Origin of the sequence: Candidatus Thiodictyon syntrophicum (assembly GCF_002813775.1) — a bacterium.
Taxonomy (GTDB): domain Bacteria; phylum Pseudomonadota; class Gammaproteobacteria; order Chromatiales; family Chromatiaceae; genus Thiodictyon; species Thiodictyon syntrophicum.
The window spans coordinates 1,369,082-1,384,315 of the sequence record NZ_CP020370.1 but is presented as its reverse complement, the minus strand read 5'-3'; the positions used below and the strand labels follow the sequence as shown (position 1 = coordinate 1,384,315).

At 68.1% G+C, this 15,234-nt stretch carries 15 protein-coding genes; 8 read left to right on the top strand and 7 right to left on the bottom strand.

The genetic code is table 11. From position 1 onward, the window contains the following. Positions 1-40: 40 nt before the first annotated feature. The 3 genes from THSYN_RS06015 to THSYN_RS06005 all read right to left on the bottom strand — a co-directional run bounded on the left by THSYN_RS06015 (position 41) and on the right by THSYN_RS06005 (position 3,138). Entirely contained in the window at positions 41-1,033 is a 993-nt protein-coding gene (locus THSYN_RS06015) for a uracil-DNA glycosylase (protein ID WP_100918336.1), read from the bottom strand. A gap of 26 nt (positions 1,034-1,059) precedes the next feature. Beyond that, positions 1,060-2,610, bottom strand: coding sequence for a 2-isopropylmalate synthase (locus THSYN_RS06010; RefSeq protein ID WP_100918335.1), 1,551 nt, complete (start codon positions 2,608-2,610; stop codon positions 1,060-1,062). Positions 2,611-2,718: 108 nt separating this feature from the next. After that, positions 2,719-3,138, bottom strand: a complete 420-nt coding sequence (locus THSYN_RS06005) for a pepsin/retropepsin-like aspartic protease family protein (protein WP_100918334.1) — start codon at positions 3,136-3,138, stop codon at positions 2,719-2,721. A gap of 429 nt (positions 3,139-3,567) precedes the next feature. Between THSYN_RS06005 and THSYN_RS06000 the strand changes: the two genes are divergently transcribed. Continuing rightward, positions 3,568-4,005 (top strand): hypothetical protein, encoded by a 438-nt coding sequence (locus THSYN_RS06000; RefSeq protein ID WP_100918333.1) that lies wholly within the window; start codon positions 3,568-3,570, stop codon positions 4,003-4,005. Positions 4,006-4,228: 223 nt separating this feature from the next. On the opposite strand, the gene THSYN_RS05995 is transcribed toward THSYN_RS06000, so the two are convergent. After that, positions 4,229-5,281 carry a 3-deoxy-7-phosphoheptulonate synthase gene (locus THSYN_RS05995; RefSeq protein ID WP_100918332.1) on the bottom strand — a complete coding sequence of 351 codons (1,053 nt, stop codon included), beginning with the start codon at positions 5,279-5,281 and terminating at the stop codon, positions 4,229-4,231. A gap of 305 nt (positions 5,282-5,586) precedes the next feature. Here THSYN_RS05995 and THSYN_RS05990 point away from each other — a divergent pair, with 305 nt between their 5' ends. Continuing rightward, complete coding sequence (locus THSYN_RS05990; protein ID WP_100918331.1) at positions 5,587-6,072, top strand: bacteriohemerythrin; 486 nt, start codon at positions 5,587-5,589, stop codon at positions 6,070-6,072. A gap of 36 nt (positions 6,073-6,108) precedes the next feature. On the opposite strand, the gene THSYN_RS05985 is transcribed toward THSYN_RS05990, so the two are convergent. Together THSYN_RS05985 and THSYN_RS05980 are read right to left on the bottom strand one after the other, a co-directional pair. Beyond that, entirely contained in the window at positions 6,109-7,185 is a 1,077-nt protein-coding gene (locus THSYN_RS05985; protein WP_100918330.1) for a S1C family serine protease, read from the bottom strand. Between the two features lie 21 nt (positions 7,186-7,206). Then, positions 7,207-7,812 carry a Uma2 family endonuclease gene (locus THSYN_RS05980; RefSeq protein ID WP_100918329.1) on the bottom strand — a complete coding sequence of 202 codons (606 nt, stop codon included), beginning with the start codon at positions 7,810-7,812 and terminating at the stop codon, positions 7,207-7,209. 146 nt (positions 7,813-7,958) lie between these two features. Here THSYN_RS05980 and THSYN_RS05975 point away from each other — a divergent pair, with 146 nt between their 5' ends. The 5 genes from THSYN_RS05975 to rfbD all read left to right on the top strand — a co-directional run bounded on the left by THSYN_RS05975 (position 7,959) and on the right by rfbD (position 12,849). Continuing rightward, positions 7,959-9,146 carry a hypothetical protein gene (locus THSYN_RS05975; RefSeq protein ID WP_100918328.1) on the top strand — a complete coding sequence of 396 codons (1,188 nt, stop codon included), beginning with the start codon at positions 7,959-7,961 and terminating at the stop codon, positions 9,144-9,146. A gap of 246 nt (positions 9,147-9,392) precedes the next feature. Next, positions 9,393-10,451 (top strand): dTDP-glucose 4,6-dehydratase, encoded by a 1,059-nt coding sequence (rfbB, locus tag THSYN_RS05970; RefSeq protein ID WP_100918327.1) that lies wholly within the window; start codon positions 9,393-9,395, stop codon positions 10,449-10,451. 15 nt (positions 10,452-10,466) lie between these two features. Further along, a complete protein-coding gene (gene rfbA, locus THSYN_RS05965; protein ID WP_100918326.1) occupies positions 10,467-11,351 on the top strand; it encodes a glucose-1-phosphate thymidylyltransferase RfbA in 885 nt (294 codons plus the stop codon). Further along, entirely contained in the window at positions 11,348-11,920 is a 573-nt protein-coding gene (gene rfbC, locus THSYN_RS05960; RefSeq protein ID WP_100918325.1) for a dTDP-4-dehydrorhamnose 3,5-epimerase, read from the top strand. Before rfbA ends, rfbC begins: the two co-directional genes overlap by 4 nt. After that, on the top strand, positions 11,917-12,849 hold the full coding sequence (gene rfbD, locus THSYN_RS05955; protein WP_100918324.1) for a dTDP-4-dehydrorhamnose reductase: 933 nt from the start codon (positions 11,917-11,919) through the stop codon (positions 12,847-12,849). The genes rfbC and rfbD overlap by 4 nt, the downstream gene beginning before the upstream one ends. A gap of 171 nt (positions 12,850-13,020) precedes the next feature. Here rfbD and THSYN_RS05950 read toward each other — a convergent pair whose 3' ends face one another. Beyond that, complete coding sequence (locus THSYN_RS05950; RefSeq protein WP_216644686.1) at positions 13,021-14,121, bottom strand: hypothetical protein; 1,101 nt, start codon at positions 14,119-14,121, stop codon at positions 13,021-13,023. A 251-nt stretch (positions 14,122-14,372) separates the two neighbouring features. On the opposite strand from THSYN_RS05950, the gene THSYN_RS05945 reads away from it, so the two are divergent. Further along, entirely contained in the window at positions 14,373-15,122 is a 750-nt protein-coding gene (locus THSYN_RS05945) for a DUF3313 domain-containing protein (RefSeq protein ID WP_100918323.1), read from the top strand. The last annotated feature ends 112 nt before the right edge of the window (positions 15,123-15,234 follow it).

Sequence of the window (15,234 nt, the reverse complement as noted above, 5' to 3'; positions counted from 1 at the left end):
ACATTTTTCTCGCGATCGACTCCGCAAAGTGTAGACCCTCTCAGGCACCCCTGCCGAGCCGGCGCGACACCTCGATCAGGTCCTCCCAGGCCTTGCCCTTGTGCTCGGGTGAGCGCAGCAGGTAGGCGGGGTGGTAGGTGACGCGCAGGGGGACGGCCGCGGGGCCGTAGTCGAACCAGCGCCCGCGCAGACGGCCCACGGGGGTGTCGGTGCCGAGCAGGTTCTGGGCGGAGACCGCGCCCACGGACAGGATCACCCGGGGGCGGATCAGTTCGACCTGCCGCGCCAGGTAGCCCTGACAGTGCGCGACCTCGCCCGGGTGCGGATTGCGGTTGCCCGGCGGGCGGCACTTGAGGATGTTCGCGATATAGACCTGAGCGCGCGTAAGCCCGATGGCGGCCAGCATCTGGTTCAAGAGCTGGCCCGCGCGGCCGACAAAGGGCTCGCCCGCCCGGTCCTCGTCCGCCCCCGGGGCCTCACCGATGACCAACAGGCGCGCCTGGCGGTCACCGACCCCGAAGACGGTGCGGGTGCGGGTCTCACAGAGTGCGCAGGCGCGGCAGGCGGCGACCGCGGCGGCCAGGGCGTCCCAATCCAGGGTAGCGGGGTCGTCGAGCAGGGGCGGCGGGGCGACCGCGGGGGCCTTGGCGGGCGGCGCGGCGGCGTGCGCAGTCCGCGGCGGGGTCTGGGCGCGAGTGGGTCCCGCCGGGGCCGACGGCGGTTCCCACACCGGCTCCCATACCGGGTCACCGACCGGCTCCCAGGCCGTGTCCCAGCCCAGGTCGGGCCCGGGCGGCGGCTCGGGCAGGGCCTGGGGCGCATCGGCGGCGGGCTGGGGGCGCGGCGCGACCGGTCGCGGCGGCTGGGGCGGCGCGACCGGAACCGGCGACGCCGCTTGCGCCGCCGCTGGTACCGGCTGGGGGTGCGGCAGCGCCAGTGGCGGCGCCTGCACCGGCGGCGCGGCCAGCCGCGGCACCCACAGGTCGATCCCCATGGCGTGCAGGTAGGCGCGGCGGCGGGTCTCGTCAAGCATCGGGTCTGTCCCGGCGGCGGCCCGGCTCAGACGTCCCCGATCTGAGGATGGGCGCGCGCCAGCGGCTGGAGGATCTTGTTGACGGCGTTCAGATAGGCCTTGGCGGAGGCGATGACGATATCGGTGTCGGCCCCCTGCCCGTTGACGATGCGCCCGCCCTTCTCCAGCCGCACCGTGACCTCCCCCTGGGCATCGGTGCCGCTGGTGATGGCGTTGACCGAGTAGAGCTTGAGCACGGTGGCGCTGGCGACGATGGACTCGATGGCCCTGAAGGTGGCGTCCACCGGGCCGCCGCCGGTGGCGGTCCCGGGCCGCTCGGCCCCGTCGACCATCAGCACCAGGTCCGCACTCGGGGTCTCCCCGGTCTCCGAGCAGACCCGCAGCGACACCAGCTTGACCCGCTCCTTGGCCGCGTCCAGGTTGGCATCGCTGACCAGGGCCTGGAGGTCCTCGTCATAGATGTCGTGCTTCTTGTCCGCCAGGTCCTTGAAGCGGGAGAAGGCGGCGTTGAGTTCCTCCTCCGAACTCAAGACCACCCCCAGTTCCAGCAGGCGACTCCGGAGCGCGTTGCGGCCCGAGTGCTTGCCCAGGACCATGCGGTTGGCGTTCCAGCCCACATCCTCGGCGCGCATGATCTCGTAGGTCTCGCGGTTCTTGAGCACCCCGTCCTGGTGGATGCCGGCCTCGTGGGCAAAGGCGTTGGCCCCGACCACGGCCTTGTTGGGCTGGACCGGGAAGCCGGTGATGCTCGAGACCAGGCGCGAGCAGGGGACGATGTGGGTGGTATCGAGGCCCACGTCGCAGTCGAAGAGGTCCTGGCGGGTGCGCACCGCCATGACGATCTCCTCCAGGGCCGCGTTGCCGGCGCGCTCGCCCAGGCCGTTGATGGTGCACTCCACCTGGCGCGCCCCGTTGCGCACAGCGGCGAGCGAGTTGGCGGTGGCGAGCCCCAGGTCATTGTGGCAGTGGACCGAGAAGATGGCCTTGTCGGCATTGACCACGCGCTCCTTCAGGGTGCGGATCAGGCTGCCGAACTGGTCGGGGATGTTGTAGCCCACGGTGTCGGGGATATTCACGGTGCGGGCGCCGGCGTCGATCACGGCCTCCAGGATGCGGCACAGGAAGTCGATCTCCGAACGTCCGGCGTCCTCCGGGGAGAACTCCACGTCGTCGGTGTAGCGCAGGGCCCGTTTGACCGCATGGACCGCCTGCTCCAGCACCTGATCCGGGGACATGCCGAGCTTCTTCTCCATGTGGATCGGCGAGGTGGCGATGAAGGTGTGGATACGCCCGGCCCGGGCCCCGGCCAGGGCCTCACCGGCGCGGTCGATGTCCTTGTCCATGGCGCGCGCCAGTCCGCACACCCGGCTGTCCTTGATCACCGCGGCGACCGCCTTTACACCCTCGAAGTCGCCGGGGCTCGCGATCGGGAAGCCGGCTTCGATCACGTCCACCTTGAGCTTTTCCAGGGCCTTGGCGATGCGCACCTTCTCATCGCGGGTCATGGAGGCGCCGGGGGACTGCTCGCCGTCGCGCAGCGTGGTGTCGAAGATGATCAGGTGGTCTTTGGTGCTCATGGCTCTATGGGGGTCTCGTTGGGGCCCGCGGGGTGGCGGCGTGGTGCTCAGGGTTCCAGGGCGTTGATCTTCGCAGCAAGGGCGGCGGCTGTCACGGGGCGGGGATGCCTACTTGAGCTTCAACAGAGGCAGATTGGGCGATTCGGGCCTGGGGGTAAGCGTCTTGCGCCCGCAGTCCACCACCAGATCCAGTTGTTCCAGCACGAGTTGGCCGATCAGTGGTTCGCACAGGGGGGGGCCGACCACACAATCAGTCACCATGGTGCGCCCGAGGATCTCGACCTCCAGGCCGCGGGCCGTAGGCAGTTCCTCCTTGCGATCGTCCGCGTAGGTCACGATGACCCGCCCGCCCTTCAGCAGCCCGAGCTTCCCCACCTCATCTTCCGGCAACAGGACCATGACCGCCCCGGTGTCCACCAGGCAATCGAGCGTGCTGGTGGGGATGGCCGCGAGGTTGCCCTGACCGCGCTCGGCCAGTCCCACGTCCAGGAAGTTGCGCAGCCGCGCGGTGGCGCGTACCTCGCCCATCACCGGTGCCCGCCGATCGTCTCGTCAGTGCTCATGGTTGCGGCCTCGTCCGGGTGCTCTGGTTGCCGTTCATTCTGGTCCGGCGCAGCATTGATGTCGATGTAATCGAGGTGCTGGGGGAGGATGACGGCGGGACCGCCGGAGCCGGGTCCGCGATGCGTACCCTGCCGCTACCGGACGTTCTCAGGGACCGGGCGTCGTTGTCGTTGTCGTTGTCGTAATCGTGGTCGGATTATTCGACAACGACAACGACAACGACAACAGCGTACCCGGGATCTCGGTCAGCACATCAGTTCTGATCGCACCCGGACCGCGAGGACTGTCCGAACCCAGGACCCAAAACGCGATAAAATCGCCGTGAAGGTCGCGGCCAGCGTGCCGGAATCTTGAGCCGCCGACCGGGTTTATTTGGTTTTTCAGGAGATGTCAGTGTCCGAAGAGCAAGAAGACGCGGCCGTACCCGCCATCCAACAGGCCTTGCTGCGCGCCCCTCCGGGCGAGGCGCAGTTGCTCATGGGCTGGATGCGGGGGTTGCGCGAGATCGGACAAGGCGAGCTGCGCGGGCGCCACAAGGCGGCGGCGCAGCTTGCGTTGTTGCGCGACAGCAAGGCCGCGTGGCCGCTCGCCAAGGTCATGGGCCGGGCCCTGAAGATCGTTGCCTGGGACGCCCGTTCCTGGAAGCTGCGACTGGGCGTGCTGGCCGTGGTGGGCACCTTTGTGGCGGTCGGCAATGCGGGGGCCGGCATCGTGCCCCTGGGGGGCGGTATCGGGCTTCCGCTGTGGGTGTTGGTGGGCGGCGGCGGCGTCCTGATCGGCCTGCTGGCCGACCTGATCCGGAAGAAGACGAGGAAACTGCCGACCCCTTGACCCAGAAAAAGTAGTTTAGCCGCAAATGAACGCAAATGAACGCAAATAATCACAGACTTGGGATTCACTGCGTGTTCACCGTCCGGGTGATGCCCGGAACGATGTTAACCAGCAGATTTATTTGCGCTTATTTGCGTTCATTTGCGGCCAAATACTCTTTTTGGGACTAGCCGCTTCGACCGGGCGCTCTGCGGGGAACCCTTGGCCGTCCTGGGTCCCGCCGTCAGCCGCGCCGCCGCGCCGCGGCCTGGGCCAGTTCGCGCAGCATGGGTTCGGTGTCGGCCCAGCTCACGCAGGCGTCGGTGACGCTCTGCCCGTAGACCAGCCCGGTGGGGGTGTCCAGGTTTTGCCGCCCGCCGACCAGGTTGCTCTCGATCATGGCGCCGATGATGCGCCGGTCACCGCGGGCGATCTGACCCGCGACGTCCTGGCACACCTGGATCTGCTTTTCCGGTTTCTTGCGGCTGTTGGCGTGGCTGAAGTCGATCATGATCTTGGGTGTCAGGCCCGCCTCGACGATCTGCTCGGCGGCGATGTTGACGCTCTCGGTGTCGTAGTTGGGCCGGTGCCCGCCGCGCAGGATGATGTGGGTGTCGGCGTTGCCGGCGGTGGAGAAGATGGCCGATTGTCCCTCCTTGGTGACCGACATGAAGACGTGGGGGCGTGCCGCCGAATGGATGGCGTCGATGGCGACCTTCACGTCGCCGTCGGTGCCGTTCTTGAAGCCCACCGGGCAGGACAGGCCGGAGGCCAGTTCCCGGTGGCCCTGGCTCTCGGTGGTGCGGGCCCCGATGGCCCCCCAACTGACCAGGTCGGCGATATACTGGGGACTGATCAGGTCCAGGTACTCGGTCCCCGCCGGCATCCCCATCGCGGCCAGGTCCAAGAGCAGCTTGCGGGCCAGGGACAGGCCCTTGTTGATCGCGAAGCTCTCGTCCAGGTCGGGGTCGTTGATCAGGCCCTTCCAGCCCACGGTGGTGCGGGGCTTCTCGAAATAGACGCGCATCACCACCAGCAGCTCGGCACCGCGGGCCTGGCGCACCGGCAGGAGGCGCTCGGCATATTCCATGGCTGCCTGAGGGTCATGCACCGAACAGGGGCCTACCACAACCAGCAACCGGTCGTCCTCCCCGTGAAGGATGCGCTGGATCGCCCGCCGGGTGTCGAAGACGGTGTCCGCGGCCGCTTCGGACACCGGGAAGCGCTCGTGGAGCGCGCGCGGGGGCTGCACCTGGGTGATGGTGCGGATGCGCAGGTCGTCGGTCTGATGGGGCATGGCGGGCGGGGCGGGTCCAGGTCCGAAACAAAGGGAAACGCAGTATATGTCAGTGAATGGGTGACGCGACGGGCGGGAGGGCGTAAATTCCAGTCTGGACGACCGCCGGGACCCATCGGTGACACCGGCCACGCCTGCTTGCGGGCGGGCCGGGCCGTCGGCTGGGACTGGAATCCGCTGCCGGTAGACCCCCACAATGGAGCCTTGACGGGGTGCACCGTCGGCGCCGACACGCGCCCCGCGGTGCCCCGACCCAACCCACGCGCCCCTTGCCGGGAGCGGCGCCGCCCACGGGAGACACCCCGATGTCTAGACTCTTGACCTGGCGTAATGAATGGTGCCTGGGCATCGGTGCCCTGGATGCGGATCACCGTGCCTTGGTCGAGGCCCTGATCGATATCAGCCTGCGCTACTGTCCGCAGGCAGCGGCCCCGGTCGCCTTTCCCCGCGGGGTGCCGGCCCCCGGCACCGGCGCCGCTTCAGGGCCGAGAGGGTTGGCCGAGGCCCTCACCGCCTTCGGCGACAAGGCCCGCGCCCATTGTCGACGCGAGGAGGCGTTCATGCGCGCGATCGGCTACGCGCGGCGGGCGGAACACGAGGAGCAACACATCGTCCTCATGGCCAAGTTCGACACCATGGTGCGCGAATGCCGCGCGCGGGGCATCCTGGTCTTCGATGACATCGGCCAGGAATGGGTGCGCGATTGGCTGCTCGGTCACATCGTCGGCTGCGACCGGGAGTTCGCCCGCGTCTACTTCTCGCTGGTCGGCATGGAGAGCGCCTGCGGCTGAGCCGGGACCAGGGGATGCCCGCAATTTAACGCGGGTTCAGCGCAATTCCGGGAACGCCGCCCGGGCGATGGCGCCGGGGATCGCCAGGCCGAACCCCTGGTAGTTGGCATCGCCGCCCTTGGCCAGCTTGGCGAAGTTGATGGCGACGACCTCCCCCGCCTCATCGACCAGCGGGCCGCCGCTGTTGCCGGGAAGCAACTGGACATCGGTCATGATCTGATCCGGGGCGAGCCGCGTGACCCGTCCGGCGGTCACGCTGTCGGAGACACCCAGTGGATTGCCGATGGCATAGACGGGGTCCCCCTGTCCGAGGGGCTGACCCGTGGCCCAGCGCAACGCCGGGGTACGGTAGCCGTCGAGCTTGAGCAGGGCCAGGTCATGGTCGTCACTGGCACGGATCAGCCGGGCGGTGAGGCGCTCGCCATCCTTCAGGACGATGGGAAAGTCCTGCTGGAGGATGGCGTGGTCGGTCTTGAGGCTCTGCTCCAGCTTGGCGCTGTCCACGCGTTGCCGCCCATGCGCCACTTGGTCGGCCAGCTCGGCGACGGCCGCCGCGTAATAGTCATACTGATCCTTGAGGCGGCGCGCGACCGGGCCCTGCTCCTGGCCCCGGGCCTTGAGCCGGGCCAGGTCGGCGGCCGCCCCGGCCGCCAGCGTGCGCCGCCGCGCGAGTTCCGCCTCCTGGGCCTGCAACCGCCCTTCTGCCGGCTGCAAGCGCGCCTCCTCCTCGCGCCGGTCAGTCGGCATGGGGCGGACCACATGGCGATTGGTGAGGATATAGCCGTCGTCGGTGATGAAAAAGCCGGCGCCCTGACCGAGCACGGCCTCGATCGCGACGGTGGCAAGGGTGGCCTGCTGGACCGCCGTGCGGGCGCTGAAGCGCTGGGCCAGCGCCGCGGCCAGGTCCCGGGCCGGGACGGCCGCTGCGGCGGACACCGGCGGGGGCGCGGGCACAGCGGCGCCCGGGGGCGGCCGGTCGGTGAAGTGCCAGCGACCGTCGGCGTCCTGGAACTTGAAGACCTCCGCCCGCGTCGGCAGCCAGGCCAGCAGGAGCACCAGGGCGAGCAAACCGGCGTGGCCCACCGGGGTTGAAATCGGGACCTGATTGGGCATAGTTCCGGAGCAGTTGAAAGTCTAGAACCCTGCCGCCCAGATCCCCGAGAGGCTCAGCGTGAGGCCCGGCAGGATGGCCTCATTGGTCAGGGTGTCGGGATGGTCCAGGCGCTGCCCGGGTCCGCGCTCGAGATAGCTGTAGACCTGCCGCTGCACCGGCAGGATCAGCCAGCCGAGCCGCACCCCGTTTGACTGATACTCGCGCATCTTGGCGATCAGGTCCGCGCGCTCGTCGGTCGGGGAGGCCAGCTCGATCACGAAATCCGGGGCCAGGGGCAAAAATTTCTGCTGCTCCTGCGCGGTCAATCGCGCCAAGCGCTCACGCAGCACCCAGGAGCAATCCGGCGAGCGCACGGCACCGTTGGGCAGGGTATAGCCGGTGGATGAGTCGAATGCCAGGCCGCGGCCGTCCTGCCTGGCCCAAAGCCCTACGTCGACGATGAGATCACAGTTTCTCTTTCCAGTCAGTCCCCCGGTCGGCGGCATGATCTGGATATCTCCCTCGGCAGTGCGTTCGATGCGGCAGTCGCGGTTGGCCTGGCAGAGGGCGAAAAAGAGGTCATCGTCCAGGCGGATACTGGGTGGGACATGCAGGTCCACCCGCGGCAGGTCCTGGGTATAGCCCATGGCGTGGGGCCCTCGCGGCAGGGGTGCGCCGGGTCGGCGCGGGCAGCATGAGTCTAGCATGGGGGCGACTGGTCCCGGGGTCCTTGTCCGGTGCCGCTGCGGGTGGCTGAGTTCGATCTATACACAAGGGTTTTCAGTTGGCGCCAATGAATGAACCACTCTCAAAGCAAGGTCTTACCGCCCTGGTGGACCAACTGATCCTGGAGCAGGGCCGCCTGGACCCGCTGGAACTCTTGATGGCCTGCGACGACCTGAGCTATGCGGACTACGAGTCCTGGCGGCTCGGCCGGGTGCCCCATCTGGAGGCGGTCTTGCGCGTCCCGGCGGATCAGGCGGCGGAGGTTCTGGCCCGCGCGGGTCTCTATGCGGCGGCCCAGGGCCTGGCGGCGGAGCCCCTGGAGCACCGCGCCTGGGGGGCCGCAGAGCGGATCATCCCGATCGGCCCCGCGGAGGCGGCCCACCCGGGGCTGATGCGCGGCTGCGCCACGGCCTTCGCCCCGGCCGCCGATCGGCGGCAACTGGACCTGTTCCACGACAGCCAGGACCAGATCCTCGAGGAGTCGGTGCGCACGGCACTGACCGGACGCCGCATCGACACCGCTCACGCCGCCCTCACCCGGCTGATGGCCCTGGACCCCCGCCACCCCAGGCTGCGCCGCTACCTGCACCTCATGCAGGCGGTGGAGGACCTGCCCGCCCTGCCCCCGGCGGAGCAACTGCAGGCGCTTGAGTCGATGGAGCCCGAGGCCCGGGACCTGCTCGGCCACCGCGCCCGGGACCTCCTGGCCCCCCTGTGGGCGGCGCTGGCCGCGGCGCTGGCCGAGCGCCCCTTCGACCCCGCGGCCCCGCGGCTGCACGCCGGCTACGCCTGGGCGCGCGCCGGGCGCCACCCGGCGGCGCGCAACGCCATCGAGTCGCAGCCCGCCTGGCGCAGTCGACCAGCGCTTGTCCTGGCGCACTTGGAAGCGTGCCAACGGATGCTCGACCCGGCCGCCGCCCGCCGTGACTGGGCACTGCTGTGCTGGGAACATCCGCAGGAGGCGCAGCACAACCTGGACGCCGAGGACCTTGCGGGCGCCCGGCTGCGGCGCCTCTGGATTCACTTCGGTGACGCCGACCTGGGACTCGCCACCGCGGACTTCCCCGCCTGGCTCCTGTTCGCCGACCGCGGCACGGCCGGCGCCGTGCCCCCCGACCTGGCCCCGCCCGGCACCGCCGGCGACGCCTACCGGCTGCTGCACGCAATGGTGAGCGGCGCGGACGACATGCCCCGACGTAAGGCCCTGGCGCAACTGCGTCCGGGGCTCTTGAAGCTCTATCTCGCCGCCCTTTAGGCGATTTCCGCAAGACGTCGTACCCTGAGGACGCGCCCCGAGGCCGACGCTTTAGCAGGCCGCCGCGCCCCGTCCGGCCCTGGTAAAGACACGGCTCACCCTGCGTCGCGCCGCCTGACGCGGTATCATCACGTCCACCCCGGGGGCGGTTGCGTCAGCGCGCGTCGCCCCTGCATATCAGGGCCGCCCACCAGGGCACGGCAACCCGCCGGGCCGGCGCCCATCGCGACCAGGAGGAACTCTAGAATGCACACAGTGCTGGTCACCGGGGGTGCCGGCTTCATCGGCGGCAATTTCGTCCACCTGCTGATGGCGCAGACGCCTTGGCGGGTCGTCAATCTGGACCAGTTGACCTACGCGGGCAACCTGGACACCCTGGACCCCTTGGCCGGCAATCCGCGCCACATCTTTGTCCAGGGTGACATCGGCAATGGTGCCCTGGTGGGGCAACTGCTGACGGACTATGCAGTCGACGCGGTGGTGAATTTCGCCGCCGAGAGCCATGTGGATCGTTCTATCGACGGCCCCACGCCGTTCATCAGCACCAACGTGGTGGGGACCTTCAACCTGCTCGAGTCGGCACGCGCCTACTGGCTCAAACTCGGCGCGACGGCGCGCCGGGATTTCCGGTTCCTGCACGTCTCCACCGACGAGGTCTACGGGTCCCTGGGGGCGACCGGGCGTTTCACCGAGTCCACGCCCTATGCCCCCAACTCCCCCTATTCGGCCTCCAAGGCGGCCTCCGATCACCTGGTGCGGGCCTGGTTCCACACCTACGGCCTGCCGGTGCTGACCACCAACTGCTCCAACAATTACGGCCCCTATCAGTTCCCCGAGAAGCTGATCCCGCTGATGATCCACAAGGCGCAGCGCGGCGAGCCCCTGCCGATCTACGGCGACGGCGGCAACATCCGCGACTGGCTCTATGTCGGCGACCACTGCCGCGCCATCCTGCGGGTGCTGGAGGCAGGGACCCCCGGCGCGGTCTACAACGTGGGCGGCGACAGCGAGCGCACCAATCTGGCGGTGGTCGACACCCTGTGCGCCCTGCTGGACGACTTGTTGCCGGACTCGCCCCGGCGTCCCCACGCGGCCCTCAAGACCTATGTCGCCGACCGCCCCGGCCATGACCGGCGCTACGCCATCGACGCCGACAAGCTCAAGCGTGAGCTGGGCTGGGCGCCGCAGGAAACCTTCGAGACCGGGCTGCGCCGCACCGTCCAATGGTATCTGGAGCACCCGCGGTGGTGTGCGCGGGTGCTGGACGGAAGCTATCGGGGCGAGCGTCTGGGCACGGCCGCCTGATCAGAGATAGTTGCGATGAATCGTAAAGGCATCATCCTCGCCGGGGGCTCCGGTACCCGGCTCTACCCGATCACCCGGGCGGTCAGCAAACAACTGCTGCCGATCTATGACAAGCCGATGATCTACTATCCCCTATCCACACTGATGTTGGCGGGGCTGCGCGACATCCTGATCATCTCCACGCCCCGCGACCTGCCGCTCTTCGAGTCGCTGTTGGGCGACGGGTCCCAGTGGGGTATCCGTCTCGCCTACGCCGCGCAGCCCCACCCGGGCGGGCTGGCCCAAGCCTTCCTGATCGGGCGGGACTTCATCGATGGTGCCCCCTCGTGCCTGATCCTGGGGGACAACATCTTTTACGGTCAGGGGCTTGGGGAGCAACTCAAGGAGGTCAGCGCGCGCGGGGACGGGGCCACCGTCTTCGGCTATTGGGTGGCGGACCCGCAGCGTTACGGGGTGGCGGAGTTCGACGCCGCGGGCCAGGTCATCGGCCTGGTGGAAAAGCCCAGGGAGCCGAAGTCGAACTGGGCCGTCACCGGGCTCTACTTCTACGACGCAAGCGTCTGCGACCGGGCGAGGACCCTGGCGCCCTCGCCCCGCGGCGAGCTTGAGATCACCGACCTCAACAACCTGTATCTGGCGCGGGGCGAACTCCAGATGCAGCGCATGGGGCGCGGGACCGCCTGGCTGGACACCGGCACCCACGAATCCCTGATGGAGGCCGGTGCCTTCATCGAGACCATCGAGAAGCGCCAGGGCCTCAAGGTCTGCTGCCCGGAAGAGATCGCCTTCTACAACCACTGGATCGACGAGGTGCAGTTCCGGGCGATGGCCGAGGAGTTGCGCAAGAGCGGCTACGGCGAATACCTGCTCGGGTTGCTGCGGCGCGGGTGGATCGCATGAAGGTCATCACAACCGCCATCCCCGGGGCCCTCATCATCGAGCCCAAGGTCTGGGGCGACGAGCGCGGCTTTTTCCTTGAGACCTACCGCGGCGAGCGCTACGCCAGTCTCGGTATCCCCGCGTCCCTGCCGCAGGACAACCTGTCGTTCTCGCGCCGCGGCGTCCTGCGCGGCCTGCACTGCCAGCATCCCCATGCCCAGGGCAAGCTTGTGCAGGTCTTTGCGGGCGAGGTCTACGACGTGGCGGTGGATGTGCGCCGCGGCTCGCCGACCTTCGGCCGCTGGGTGGCCGTCACCCTGTCCGCCGCGAACCAGCGGCAGTTCTGGGTCCCGGCCGGGTTCGCCCACGGTTTCCTGGTCACCACTGAGACCGCACTGTTCGGCTACAAGTGCTCCGATTACTATCACCCCGAGACCGAGTTCAGCGTGCGCTGGGACGACCCGGCAATCGGTATCGACTGGCCCCTGACGGGCCAATCCGCTCCCGAACTCTCCCAAAAAGATCAGGCAGCCCCAAGCCTCTCGGACATCCCGGCGCAGCGGCTGCCAGCCATCGAGGACTACCCATGACCCCCCAGCAACCTGCGGCCCCCGTGAAGACCAGCGGCCAGCGGCCGAGAATCCTGTTGATCGGCGCCAACGGCCAGGTAGGCTGGGAGCTGCGGCGCACCCTGGCGGGCCTGGGCGAGGTGATCGCCGCCTCCATCGAGGGCGGCTACGGCCCCATCATCGACCTCCTGGACCATGGTCTGCTCGCCCGACTGGTGGCCGAGGCCCGGCCGGACGCGGTGGTCAACGCCGCCGCCTACACCGCCGTAGACAAGGCCGAGACGGATCGCGACGTCGCCCGGCGGATCAACGCCGATGCGGTAGGTGAACTGGGCCGGCTGCTGGCCGAGCGCGGCATCCCGATCATCCACTACTCCACCGACTTCGTCTTTCCCGGGACCGGCAAACGCCCCTACACCGAGGAGGATGTCGCCGCCCCCCTGAACGTCTATGGGGAGACCAAGCTCGGCGGCGAACTGGCCCTGCTGGACTCCGGCGCCCCCAGCCTGATCTTCCGCACCAGTTGGGTCTACGGGGCGCGCGGTGCCAACTTCCTGCTCACCATGCTGCGCCTGCTGCGCGAGAAGGACGAGTTGCGCATCGTCGATGACCAGGTCGGCTCCCCCACCTGGAGCCGCATGCTCGCGGAGCTGACCGCGCTGGTCCTCTACCGGGTGTTGCGCGGGGACTTGGATCTCAAGCAGGTCGGGGGCCTTTATCACCTGACCGGCTCCGGCGAGGTAAGCTGGTTCGGCTTCGCCCAGGCCATCCTGGAGCGCGCCGAACTCAATTGCCGCCTGATCCCCATCCCCTCCACCGACTACCCGGCCCCGGCCCGGCGCCCCGCCTACTCGGTGCTCGACAACCGCAAGTTCCAGGAGACCTTCGGGCTCCACATGCCGGACTGGCGCGTGTCCCTGGATCAGTGTCTGGAGTTGATCCCCTGCTGAGGCCGATGCTCAGATCGATCGGCGCCCCCGGACGCTCTCCCGCGCCGAAATTGGCGACCGGCTCGGACATACGTCGAGCTGGGATACGCAGGCATTCCTCGCTGAGCCATTTCCGGGAATTGGATCGGGCGGCGGCGCGCGTGGTGAGTTCTAACATGATCACTCTTGAATCTAGAACGCCTTGCGGATCATCAACCACAGCTCCGTCGATCTGTAATTACCCCACACCGTATTGCTCTCGTCGCGCAGATACAGCACCTCCGGGCGCAGTGACCACCCCCGGCCAAGGCCGTAGGTCAGTCCGCCGCCCAGTTCGTAGATATCGTCGCTGCGCGTGTAGAATGCAACCGGCTCGAAATCCGCGTCGGTCAGGGTGCGGTCGCCAAGATAGGCGTTGTGCTCCCAGAGTCCGAACAGAAAGCCGCCGAGGCTTGGCGTAAAGTCGATGCCGAAGTTGAACTCGGTCCCGAAGAAGTTGTTGTCGCCGTCGGGTCGGTTATGGGTCGCCCACTCCCGGCCGCCGTTCACCGCCAGCGTCAGCGACGCCCGCCCGTCCAGGAAGGCGCGCGTCCAACTGGCGGTGACCTCGGCGATGTCGCGACTGCGTTCACGCAGGTCGGTTGGGTATTGGCGTGTCCGCCATTCGCCCGCCAATGAGATCCGATTGTCCGCATTGATGTCGAATGCTCGATCGAGGTATAGGCCGTAGTCGTTGCGATAGCCCGGCTGACCCCGGTAGCTCGCCCGGCCGCGGACCCCGATCGCCTGGCGGCCATGGGGGAGCGATTGGTTCACCGCAGCATTCCAGCGCAGGTCCGAGTCGTCCCGCCGCTCGGGATTGTCGTAATACCGGAACCGGTAGTCCAGGGTCCCGTCGATGGTGATGTCGTTGCGGGCAATATAGCTTACGCCACCGCCGGCGCGCGCCCTCCAGAACCAGTCGCGGGCCGGGTTACCGCCCGCGGCATTGGTAGAGCGGGTGACGTTCTCGCGGTAATAGCCGCCGCCGGTCTCCGCGTAGCCGAATCCGGAGAGCCGCCGCCCGGCCGCATAGTCCCGTGCGCTGCGCGCATAGATCGCTGCCTGTTCATGCAGATCCGGCGGCAAGTTGTCGAAACGCAGCACCTGCTCAAATTCGAGGACCGCACGGGCATGCTCGCCGCGCTCCAAATACGACTGGCCAAGCGCCAAGTGAGTGGCGACCGGGTCCGCCTCCGGATTGACCGCGGTCGGGGCGGGCGTCGGCCCCGCCGCGTATACTGCATCTGCCAATAGCAGCGAGGCGCCCAGTAGTCCGGCTGCAAACCCGGCGCCAGTCGACCCGCCTGAAATTCTGTTCGCTTCGCTAGGCATCTCGCTCGTCATCCTGTAGGGCTTTTCATAAAGGTCGCAGGACGCGCATTGCGAACAACACGCGCATTCTATCAGATGTCAAGGTTGGGCTGGGATCGCGATTTGTTGCACCCGAATCATTTATAGTTTATCGTTTACCATATTTGCCACGTACCGCGCGTTATCCTGCAATGTTCAATCACCTTCGACTCGACCCGACTCGGCCCGCCATGCGCGTTGCCTTCCTGGCTCTCTGCGGGTGCCTCGCCCTGATCGCGGGGGCGTCCTTGCTGCTGACGGGTTGCGCGGCGACCCTTCAGGCATCGATCGGCGACCGCACGGCGATCTGCAGCTTCTTGGGCCCCGTCTGCCGAAAACTCACCCCTGGCGGAGAGGGCCAGAGTTATCTGCGCTATGTCAACTCCGGGGCCCGCTGGAGTCAGTACCGCAAGGTCATCGTGGACCCGGTGATCATCGTCTCCAGCGCCGAATCGCAGATCCCCCCGGCCGCTGCGCAGCATCTCGCGAACTACTTCGATGCGGCCTTGAAGGAGAAGTTGGGTACCAGGTTCAAACTCACCGATCAGCCGGGGGCCGGTGTCATGAGGATACAGGTCGCACTGACCGATGCCAGAGCGGCGACCCCGGGGCTGCGAACTATTACCATGGCAGTGCCCCAAGCGCGCACCCTGAGTACCGTCGGCTACCTGGCGACCGGCAGCTTTCCCTTCGTGGGCGCGGCCGAGGGAGCGGCGAAGGTGTTGGACTCCCGCAGCGGCGAACTGCTTGCGGCCTTGGCGGATCGCCAGGTCGGTGGTGGTCACATCAAGGCCGCCGCGCAATGGACCCTGGGCGATGCCGAGAATGCGATCAACCTGTGGGCAGAGCGCGCGGCGAACCAGCTCTATGCCTGGACCTCGGGCGCCCAGGCCCCGCGCTGAGGTGCGTCTGTCGGACGCGCTCAGGTTAGAATGCACCAGGGTCGCCGGACCCTGACCATTCAACCCTGCCGGAAGGCCCGACCGGCGGCCCGCCGAGGTCACGACACGCGCC